At 44.4% G+C, this 9,668-nt stretch carries 8 protein-coding genes; 7 read left to right on the top strand and 1 reads right to left on the bottom strand.

Annotated features, from left to right (window positions below; all coding sequences use genetic code 11):
- Nucleotides 1-112 precede the first annotated feature (112 nt).
- The 7 genes from ndk to pgi are packed head-to-tail and all read left to right on the top strand — an operon-like array spanning nt 113 to nt 7,392.
- A complete protein-coding gene (gene ndk / locus Q7V21_RS05625) occupies nt 113-544 on the top strand; it encodes a nucleoside-diphosphate kinase (RefSeq protein ID WP_304916336.1) in 432 nt (143 codons plus the stop codon).
- 10 nt (nt 545-554) lie between these two features.
- Complete coding sequence (gene rlmN / locus Q7V21_RS05620) at nt 555-1,661, top strand: 23S rRNA (adenine(2503)-C(2))-methyltransferase RlmN (RefSeq protein WP_304916335.1); 1,107 nt, start codon at nt 555-557, stop codon at nt 1,659-1,661.
- Nucleotides 1,658-2,413, top strand: a complete 756-nt coding sequence (gene pilW / locus Q7V21_RS05615) for a type IV pilus biogenesis/stability protein PilW (protein WP_304916334.1) — start codon at nt 1,658-1,660, stop codon at nt 2,411-2,413. Before rlmN ends, pilW begins: the two co-directional genes overlap by 4 nt.
- Nucleotides 2,414-2,418: 5 nt before the next feature.
- The gene (locus Q7V21_RS05610) at nt 2,419-3,342 is read left to right on the top strand and encodes a RodZ domain-containing protein (protein ID WP_304916333.1); all 924 of its coding nucleotides are present in this window, start codon (nt 2,419-2,421) and stop codon (nt 3,340-3,342) included.
- The gene (ispG, locus tag Q7V21_RS05605) at nt 3,342-4,460 is read left to right on the top strand and encodes a flavodoxin-dependent (E)-4-hydroxy-3-methylbut-2-enyl-diphosphate synthase (protein WP_304916332.1); all 1,119 of its coding nucleotides are present in this window, start codon (nt 3,342-3,344) and stop codon (nt 4,458-4,460) included. The genes Q7V21_RS05610 and ispG overlap by 1 nt, the downstream gene beginning before the upstream one ends.
- A 2-nt stretch (nt 4,461-4,462) precedes the next feature.
- On the top strand, nt 4,463-5,746 hold the full coding sequence (gene hisS, locus Q7V21_RS05600) for a histidine--tRNA ligase (protein ID WP_304916331.1): 1,284 nt from the start codon (nt 4,463-4,465) through the stop codon (nt 5,744-5,746).
- An 8-nt stretch (nt 5,747-5,754) separates the two neighbouring features.
- Nucleotides 5,755-7,392, top strand: coding sequence for a glucose-6-phosphate isomerase (gene pgi, locus Q7V21_RS05595; protein WP_304916330.1), 1,638 nt, complete (start codon nt 5,755-5,757; stop codon nt 7,390-7,392).
- Between the two features lie 43 nt (nt 7,393-7,435).
- On the opposite strand, the gene glgB is transcribed toward pgi, so the two are convergent.
- Complete coding sequence (glgB, locus tag Q7V21_RS05590) at nt 7,436-9,607, bottom strand: 1,4-alpha-glucan branching protein GlgB (RefSeq protein WP_304916329.1); 2,172 nt, start codon at nt 9,605-9,607, stop codon at nt 7,436-7,438.
- Nucleotides 9,608-9,668 lie beyond the last annotated feature (61 nt).

Raw genomic sequence — 9,668 nt, 5'->3', positions numbered from 1 at the left:
AAATCCAAAGCAAAATTGGCCGCTTAATAAAAACTCGGTGAACGCTACTATCACAGAGCCCTATAGATGCTAGAATATGTCGATTTAATCCAATCAATCAATGAGGATACACATGGCGACTGAACGTACTCTGTCAATTATCAAACCGGACGCGGTAGCAAAAAATGTTATTGGTGAAATTTACTCACGTTTCGAGAAAGCCGGTCTTTCTGTTGTAGCTGCCCGTATGGTGCATCTGTCTCAGCAACAAGCAGAAGGCTTTTATGCAGAACATAAAGCACGTCCGTTTTTTGGGGATTTGGTAAGTTTTATGACTTCTGGCCCTGTCATGATTCAAGTTCTTGAAGGTGACAATGCTGTTATCACTCACCGCGATTTAATGGGTGCAACTAATCCTGCTGATGCAGCACCAGGCACTATTCGTGCTGATTTTGCGCAAAGCATCGATGAAAACGCTGTGCACGGTTCAGATTCAGCCGAAAGTGCTGCTCGTGAAATTGCGTATTTCTTCACTGAAGATCAATTGTGCGCACGCACTCGCTAATCACTGAATAATGGCAAACACATTGACCAATCTGCTTGGTCTGGACCTGAAAGGTCTGGAAGGGTTTTTCGTCGAAATTGATGAGAAACCCTTTCGTGCGCGCCAGCTTTTACAGTGGATTCATCAGTATCGCGTTACTGATTTTGCTCAGATGAGTAATTTGAGCAAAACACTACGTGAAAAACTGAGTCAAATTGCCGAAATACGTGTACCGGAATTGCTACACGAACACATATCCACTGATGGTACCCGTAAATGGATCATCAAAATGGATGGTGATAATTCGATTGAAACGGTGTTTATTCCTGAAAACGGACGAGGCACCTTATGTGTTTCTTCTCAAGTGGGATGTGCATTGACTTGTACCTTTTGTTCCACTGGTCAACAAGGTTTTAATCGTAATCTCAGTTCTGCAGAAATTATTGCTCAACTGTGGATTGCCAATGAAGCCTTAGGCAAAGATCCGAAAGGCAATCGAATGGTGACCAATGTGGTCATGATGGGCATGGGTGAACCGCTGACGAATTACAACAATGTAATTACTGCGATGAATCTGATGCGAGATGATCTGGCTTATGGGATTTCCTGGCGACGTTTAACATTGAGTACCTCTGGTGTGGTACCGATGATTGATCGTTTAAAAGAAGATTGTCATGTCAGCCTGGCTATTTCACTGCATGCTGCCAATGACAAATTACGTAGCGAAATTATTCCGTTAAACGATAAGTATCCGATTGCTGAATTATTGGCAGCCTGCAAACGTTATGTAACGGGTGAGCAATTACGTCGTCACATCACGGTCGAGTATGTCATGTTGGCAGGCATCAATGACTCGGAACAGGATGCACGGGATTTGATCCGAATTCTGAAAGGTATTCCCAATAAAATTAATCTGATTCCGTTTAATCCATTTCCCGGCACCAATTATCTATGCTCGTCTCGAAATGTGATTACTCGTTTTAAAGAGCAATTGATTGCTGCCGGTCTGGTGGCGACTGTACGAAAAACACGTGGTGATGATATTGTGGCTGCCTGTGGTCAATTAGCGGGTGAGGTGCAGGATAAAACTCGCCGTACTCAGAAATTAGTCGAACGGGAGGTTGTTTTCGTCCGATGAAATCATCTTTGCAAATAGGTTTTCTGGCGACATCAATTTTGCTGCTAACGGCATGTGGTACAACGGGACCACGTGAACATATCGCACCGGATCCTAAAGCTGCAGAATTAAATATGCAGTTGGGGATAAGTTATCTGCAACGTGGTGATTATGAAATCGCCATGGAAAAGCTTGATAAAGCATTGAAGCAAAACCCGAATTTACCCAGTGCACACAATACGATGGCTTTGCTTTATCAGCGTTTGGGCGAAAGTCAGAAAGCTGAAAAACATTTTAAAGAAGCGGTTAATCGTGCTCCACAATATTCAGAAGCACAAAATAACTATGGCGTTTTTCTGTGTCAGGAAGGCAAATATGAGGAAGCCGAAAAACGCTTTCTGAAAGCGGTTGAAAATCCGCTGTATCAAAGCGCTGCAATGGCCTATGAAAATGCCGGGTTATGTACCAGAGAGATACCGGATGTTGTTAAGGCAGAATCCTATTTCAGACGGGCATTACAGATTAACCCTAATTTAAGCAAATCATTGATGGGCATGGCTGATCTGAGCTATGAGCAAATGAATTACATGCAGGCCAGAGCGTATGTACAACGTTTTAATAATGTGTCTCCCTGGACACCTCAGGCTTTACTGACCGCCATAAAAACTGAGCGAAAACTGGGCAATGAAGATGCTGTATCCAGCTATAAATTAATTATGCGAGCCCGGTTTCCGGATTCTGACGAAATGCGTATAGTCAATGAAGGTATTTAACATTTATGACTGAGAGTCATACAGAAGAACAGAGTGTTGTTTCCTCATCAGTCGATGTTGGAAAACGTCTTCGCGAAGCTCGTGAAGAGAAAAAAATCTCAATTACTGATGCTGCAGCACAGCTGAGGGTCACACGAGATGCTATTGTGCATCTGGAAGAACAGAACTGGGATAAGTTGCATGGCCGGACTTATGCCCGTGGCTATTTTTTGAGTTATGTAAAGTTCTTGGGGCTTCCGCAGGATGAAATGCTGGCAGGCTTCAATATTGAATTCCATGAAACAATTGATCACCGAACTCCCGCAATTGCGCCAATACAACAAATAAGACCAGCTAAATCTTCGTTTCAATTGTTGCCGTTTTTATTACTTATCATCGTGGCGATAATAGCTTGGTTTGCCTATCAACAATGGCAATTAATGCAGAGTGATGATCTGATTAGTGATAATTCTAATCAACCGCTGATCGAACCATTGGATCCGATCGACACTGATGTAGCAGCTCCAATCCCTATTACAGAGTCAAATACCGAGCAGTTCATTAACATCGATGAACCACTTGTATCTTCAGAAGAATCTACAGAACCATTGGCAGAAAGTAATTCTCCTCAGACCACACCTATACCTGTTACAGGTGAATCAGAGCTTGAAGCTTCTGCTCCAACAGTGGCCGAGAATTCAAATCAGAAAAATTTAATCATTGGTATAAATGCCGACTGTTGGGTTGAAGTACGTGATGCCAATCAGCAGGTTTTGATTAGTCGTGTGGTGCGAGGCGGTAATACTGTTGAGTTGACGGGTACTTCACCTCTGCAAGTTTCACTGGGCCAGGCAAATGCTGCTTCGGTCAGATTTGATGGCGAGATAATTGATATTTCAGAGTACACACGCGGTAATGTTGCACGTTTTACTTTGGGAGTTGACTCCTAATGCATTCACCATCACCTATAAAACGACGTAAATCGCGTCAAATCATGGTTGGTAATGTTCCAGTAGGCGGCGATGCTCCGGTTGCTGTGCAAAGTATGACCAATACTGAAACAACCGATGTTGCAGCAACTGTCGATCAGATCCAGCGCCTGCAAAAAGTTGGTGCAGATATTGTCCGTGTATCAATTCCATCTATGGATGCGGCAGAAGCGTTTGGCGCCATTCGTCAGCAAGTGGATATTCCATTAATTGCGGATATTCATTTTGATTACAGAATTGCTCTGCGAGTAGCCGAACTTGGCGTTGACTGTTTGCGAATAAATCCAGGCAATATTGGCAGAGAAGATCGGGTTCGCGCGGTTGTCGATAAAGCCCGGGATTTTGGCATTCCAATCCGTATAGGTGTAAATGCCGGCTCCCTGGAAAAAGAATTACAAAAAAAATATGGTGAACCGACACCCGAAGCACTGGTTGAATCTGCCTTAAGACATATAGATATTCTGGATCGACTGAATTTCCCTGATTTTAAAGTCAGTTTGAAAGCATCTGATGTGTTTATGACGGTCCATGCCTATAGACTATTGGCCAATCAAATTGAACAGCCTTTGCATTTGGGTATTACAGAAGCAGGCAGTTTGCGTAGCGGTGCAGTGAAATCAGCTATTGGCCTTGGCATGTTGCTCGCTGAAGGTATTGGCGACACGATTCGCGTTTCGTTGGCCGCTGATCCGATAGAAGAAATCCGTGTCGGCTTTGATATTCTGAAAAGCCTGCGAATTCGTAGCAAAGGCATTAATCTGATTGCCTGTCCATCGTGCTCCAGGCAAGAGTTTGATGTTATCTCCACCGTCAATGCACTTGAAGCACGTCTGGAGGATATTATCGAACCGATGGATGTTGCGGTAATCGGCTGTGTGGTGAACGGTCCTGGTGAAGCCAAGGAGGCTGCAATCGGCTTGACTGGTGGCTCACCAAATCTGTTATATCGTGATGGAAAACCGCATCATAAATTAGACAACGAATCATTGGTGGATGAGCTGGAAAAAGAAATTCGCCAGCGGATCGCCATGCGCACTGAACAACCCGCAAAAGTAATTCCGATAAAGGACATAAGCTAAAGGTGGCAGAGATTATCCGTTCTGTCCGGGGAATGAACGACATTCTTCCGGAAATGACGCCGTACTGGCAAGCCGTTGAAACCAGCCTGAAACAGATCCTTGATAGCTATGGTTATCAGGAAATCCGTTTACCCATTCTGGAAAAAACTGAATTATTCAAACGCTCAATTGGCGAAGTCACTGACATTGTTGAAAAGGAAATGTATACCTTTGACGATCGTAATGGTGACAGTCTGACATTGCGTCCGGAAGGCACGGCTGGCTGCGTCAGAGCTGCAATGGAACATGGCATGTTCAATCAACAGCAACGTCTCTGGTATATGGGGCCGATGTTTCGTCATGAGCGTCCGCAAAAAGGCCGATATCGTCAGTTTCACCAGCTGGGTGTTGAAGCCTATGGCTTTAGTGGTCCGGATATTGATGCTGAAATGATTCTATTAACTGCGCGTTTATGGAAAAAGCTTGGTTTAAAGGATATTACGCTGCAAATTAACTCACTGGGCAGTACTGAGGCGCGGCTACATTATCGGGAGAAACTGGTTGAGTACTATCAGGCTAATCAGCAACAACTGGACGAAGACAGCCAACGACGCTTGCTGAGTAATCCGTTGCGAATCCTGGACAGTAAAAATCCGGATATGCAGGTACTTAACGAAGCTGCTCCGAAATTGATTGATTATCTAGATACCGAATCAGCCGAGCATTTTGAACAGTTATGCTGCACGTTAAGAGAGGCCGGTATTGCATTTGAGGTCAACCCACGGCTGGTACGTGGACTCGATTATTATGGCAAAACCGTCTTTGAATGGGTGACCGATCAGCTGGGCGCACAAGGTACTGTTTGTGCCGGCGGGCGCTACGATGGTTTGATTACTCAACTCGGTGGTAAAGCTTCCAGCGCAATCGGTTTTGCCATCGGTCTGGAAAGATTGATTTCTTTACTTGAAGCCGGTGGTAGGTTACCGGGAATTCAAGGGCCAGACGTTTATCTGGTCGCGGTCGGTGAAGCTGCTGCTGCGCAATCTTTATTACTAGCTGAAAGCCTCAGAGACCAGCTTCCGGATCTTCGCTTGATTAGCCACTGTGGTGGTGGTAGTTTTAAAAGCCAATTCAAGCGGGCTGATCGTAGTGGAGCGCGCTGGACCTTAATTTTGGGTGAAGAGGAAATGGCGCAGCAACGTATTGGTGTTAAAACCATGTCTACAGGCGAACAACAGACATTAGCCTGGTCGGAGCTGGCAACTTTTCTCTCAACATCAAATTTTGATAACCGTTCACAAAAATAAGTAGAAATATGACGCCACTAAATATCGCCGAATGGCAATCACTGGATAGACATTATTCCGATATCAAATACCTGTCGATGCGCGAGCAGTTCGTGCTTGATTCAGATAGGTTTGAGCGGTTTTCCCTACGTTCTGGCGATTTGTTACTGGATTATTCCAAAAATCGCATTACGCACGAAACTGTTGATAAATTAATAGCCCTTGCGCAAGCGGTTGATATGCAATCGTGGATTGAACGCATGTTTTCCGGCGAGCAAATCAATCACACTGAAGGTCGTGCGGTCTTACACACAGCCTTGCGTAATCGTGCCAATACACCAGTTATGGTGGATGGTCAGGACGTTATGCCACAGGTAAATGCTGTATTAGACAAGATGGCAGCGTTCTGTGAACAGGTGCATAGCGGTAAATGGTTGGGTTTCACTGGTAAAAAAATCACTGATATCGTGAATATCGGCATTGGTGGTTCCGACCTCGGTCCAGCAATGATTTGTGATGCTCTTGAGCCTTATGGTATTGACGGTCTTGAGGCACATTTTGTTTCTAATGTTGATGGCACTGATCTTAGTACCACATTAGAGAAGCTTAATCCTGAAACCACGCTGTTTATCGTGGCTTCAAAAACGTTTACCACGCAAGAAACTATCACTAATGCACAATCTGCCCGCAACTGGTTTTTAAAAGTTGCGACTCAGACCGATGTCGCTAAACATTTTGTTGCTGTATCCACCAATGCCAAAGAAGTTTCAAAATTTGGTATTGATACAGCCAATATGTTTGAAATCTGGGATTGGGTAGGTGGACGTTATTCGTTATGGAGTGCCATCGGCTTACCGATTGCACTGTATGTCGGAATGGATAATTTTATCCGTCTGCTGGAAGGCGGACACGAAATGGATAACCATTTCCGTAGCAAACCGTTAGCCGAAAATATCCCGGTTATCATGGGTATGCTGGGGATCTGGTACATCAATTTCTTTAATGCACAAACGCATGCCATTGTGCCCTATGACCATTCATTAGCCCGTTTTCCAAACCATATGCAGCAGTTGGATATGGAAAGTAATGGTAAGTTTATTAACCGTCAGGGCGCACGTATCAGTTATAAAACTGGCCCAGTTATCTGGGGTACTCCGGGTACCAACGGACAACATGCCTATTTTCAGCTGATCCATCAGGGAACACAGTTAATCCCGGTGGATTTTGTATTACCGGTAAATAGTCATTATCCTGAATGTGATCATCAATCAATCCTGCTGGCAAATGGCCTGGCGCAATCTGAAGCATTAATGAAGGGCAAAAGTGCCGAAGAGGTCAGGGAAGAGCTGATTAAAGAAGGTTATGAAGGCAAAGCTTTAGATGCGTTGCTGCCACATAAAGTGTTCCCGGGAAATCGTCCGAGTAATGTGTTGTTATTTCCAAAACTGACGCCTGAAATGCTGGGTCAATTAGTCGCTTTGTATGAACATAAAGTGTTTGTTCAGGGCGTTATCTGGAACATCAACTCGTTTGATCAATGGGGTGTTGAATTAGGCAAGCAATTAGCCAAAGCGATATTGCCTGATCTGCAAGGTAATGCTGACATCTCTGTTCATGACAGCTCGACCACTGAGCTTATTAAAATGATTCGTGCTTTACGTCAATAATGATTAAATCAAAGCGGCTCGTTATGTAACGAGCCGCTTTTTTTTAATGTTTTTTACGAATAATCAGACCTGCTAAAGACGGCAGATTGACTACGATTGAATAAGGTCTGTCTGACCATTCGATAGCTTCACTGTAAATAATCGGACTAACTGGATAATTACTACCAGCGTAATATTCAGAGTCAGAGTTAATAATCACCTCATATTCACCCGCTTCCGGTACACCTATTCGATAATTGTTCCGCACTACCGGTGTGAAATTAAACACCGCAACAACAATGGAGTCTTGACCGCGTCGCAGGTAACTCAATACCGAATGCTCGCGATCATTACAATCAATCCACTCAAAGCCATATGCATCAAAATCATGAAAATGCAGGGCAGGATTTTCACGATAAACCTTGTTTAAATCGGTGACAATTTGTAACAACCCTTGATGTAGGGGATAGTCAAGTAAATACCATTCAAGGGCCTGCTCACTATTCCACTCACTACCTTGACCAAACTCCGATCCCATAAACAGCAGTTTTTTGCCGGGATAACTAAACATAAAAGTATAAAGCAACCGCAGGTTGGCAAATTGCTGCCATTCATCTCCAGGCATTTTGTAACGCATCGACTTTTTGCCATGCACCACTTCATCGTGAGAGAAGGGCAGGACAAAATTCTCCGTAAAGGCATAGAGCAAGCCAAAGGTCAGTTGATCATGATGATAGCGGCGATGGATGGGGTCTTGCTTCATATATTCGAGAATATCGTGCATCCAGCCCATATTCCATTTCATCGAAAACCCAAGACCACCCATATCGGCAGGGCGGGAAACCATCGGATACGACGTTGATTCCTCCGCAGCGATAATACAGCCCGGATGGGCCTGATGCAGAATCGTATTAACCTCTTGCAGAAAACTGATAACTTCAAGATTTTCACGACCACCATGAATATTAGGTAGCCATTGACCTTCCTGGCGTGAATAGTCCAGATACAACATCGACGCGACTGCATCGACACGCAGTCCATCAATATGGAATTCCTCCAGCCAGAAAAACGCACTGGATAACAAAAAGTTACGAACTTCATTTCGACCGTAATTGAAAATTAACGTGCCCCAATCCTGATGTTCACCACGTCGCGGATCTTCATGTTCATACAGCGCTGTGCCGTCGAATCGGGCCAGGCCGAAGCTGTCTTTGGGAAAATGGCCGGGCACCCAATCAAGGATCACACCGATATTATTTTGATGACATTGATCCACCAGATAGCGGAAATCGTCCGGCGAACCAAATCGACTGGTCGCTGCATAATAGCCAGTCGTCTGATAACCCCAGGAAATATCAAGCGGATGTTCGGTGATTGGCAATAATTCAATATGAGTAAAACCCATTTTGCTGACATATGGCACCAATTTGTCAGCAAGTTGGCGATAGCTGCAGAAACTTCCATCACTGTGTTTTTGCCACGATCCAAGATGTACTTCATAAACACTATGTGGCGCATTTAACCACTTGGTGTGTTCTCTGGTGGCCATCCAGTCTCTGTCCTGCCATTGATATGCACTGTCAAATATTACAGAAGCAGTGTTGGGACGAAGTTCCGCTTGCTGACAATAAGGATCCATTTTCAGATGCAGACTGCCATCCTGGTGATTACGTATTTCAAACTTATACAGTTCACCTAAATCCAGGCCTGGAATAAATAATTCCCAGACACCAGTGCTGCCTCTGGAGCGCATTGGGTGACAGCGACCATCCCAGCGATTAAAACTGCCTACTACACTGACACGTTGGGCATTAGGTGCCCAGGTGGCAAATACGACGCCTTCGACGCCATTGACTGTGCGTTTGTGCGAGCCCAGAATGCGATAGGCATGCCAGTGTTTACCTTCGGCAAACAGATACAAGTCATAATCTGAAATCTGCGGAGCAAAGCAGTAAGGATCGTAATGACTATGAATTTCATTATGTGATGTCGTGCGATGTATTTGATAGGGAACTTCCAACTCATCTGATTGGCCTGACCATTCAAAGATATCCGTACCAGCGACTCTTTTCATAGGTAGATTGTTACCCACGCAAGCAGATTCAGTATGTGGCAGAAAAGCTCTCACATACACGCCGGTTTTAGTCGGATGACGCCCCAATACTGCAAAGGGATCATGATGTCTGGCCTCTATGATTTTAAGTTGGTCGTCTGTCAAATTTTGTTCAAAAACCATAGATATACTGTCCTATAAATTTTTCTATTGCTGTCCACCTTACCGATGTGGCACGCTTAAA

This window comes from Methylophaga sp. (assembly GCF_030651745.1).
Note: the sequence above shows the minus strand (reverse complement) of the source record. Positions and strands in the feature narration are given on the sequence as shown.

Bases quoted from the DNA above. Each gene is read 5' to 3' on its own strand.
- glgB (WP_304916329.1), bottom strand. From the start codon at position 9,607: ATGGTTTTTGAACAAAATTTGACAGACGACCAACTTAAAATCATAGAG.
- ispG (WP_304916332.1), top strand. From the start codon at position 3,342: ATGCATTCACCATCACCTATAAAACGACGTAAATCGCGTCAAATCATG.
- pilW (WP_304916334.1), top strand. From the start codon at position 1,658: ATGAAATCATCTTTGCAAATAGGTTTTCTGGCGACATCAATTTTGCTG.
- ndk (WP_304916336.1), top strand. From the start codon at position 113: ATGGCGACTGAACGTACTCTGTCAATTATCAAACCGGACGCGGTAGCA.
- pgi (WP_304916330.1), top strand. From the start codon at position 5,755: ATGACGCCACTAAATATCGCCGAATGGCAATCACTGGATAGACATTAT.
- rlmN (WP_304916335.1), top strand. From the start codon at position 555: ATGGCAAACACATTGACCAATCTGCTTGGTCTGGACCTGAAAGGTCTG.
- Q7V21_RS05610 (WP_304916333.1), top strand. From the start codon at position 2,419: ATGACTGAGAGTCATACAGAAGAACAGAGTGTTGTTTCCTCATCAGTC.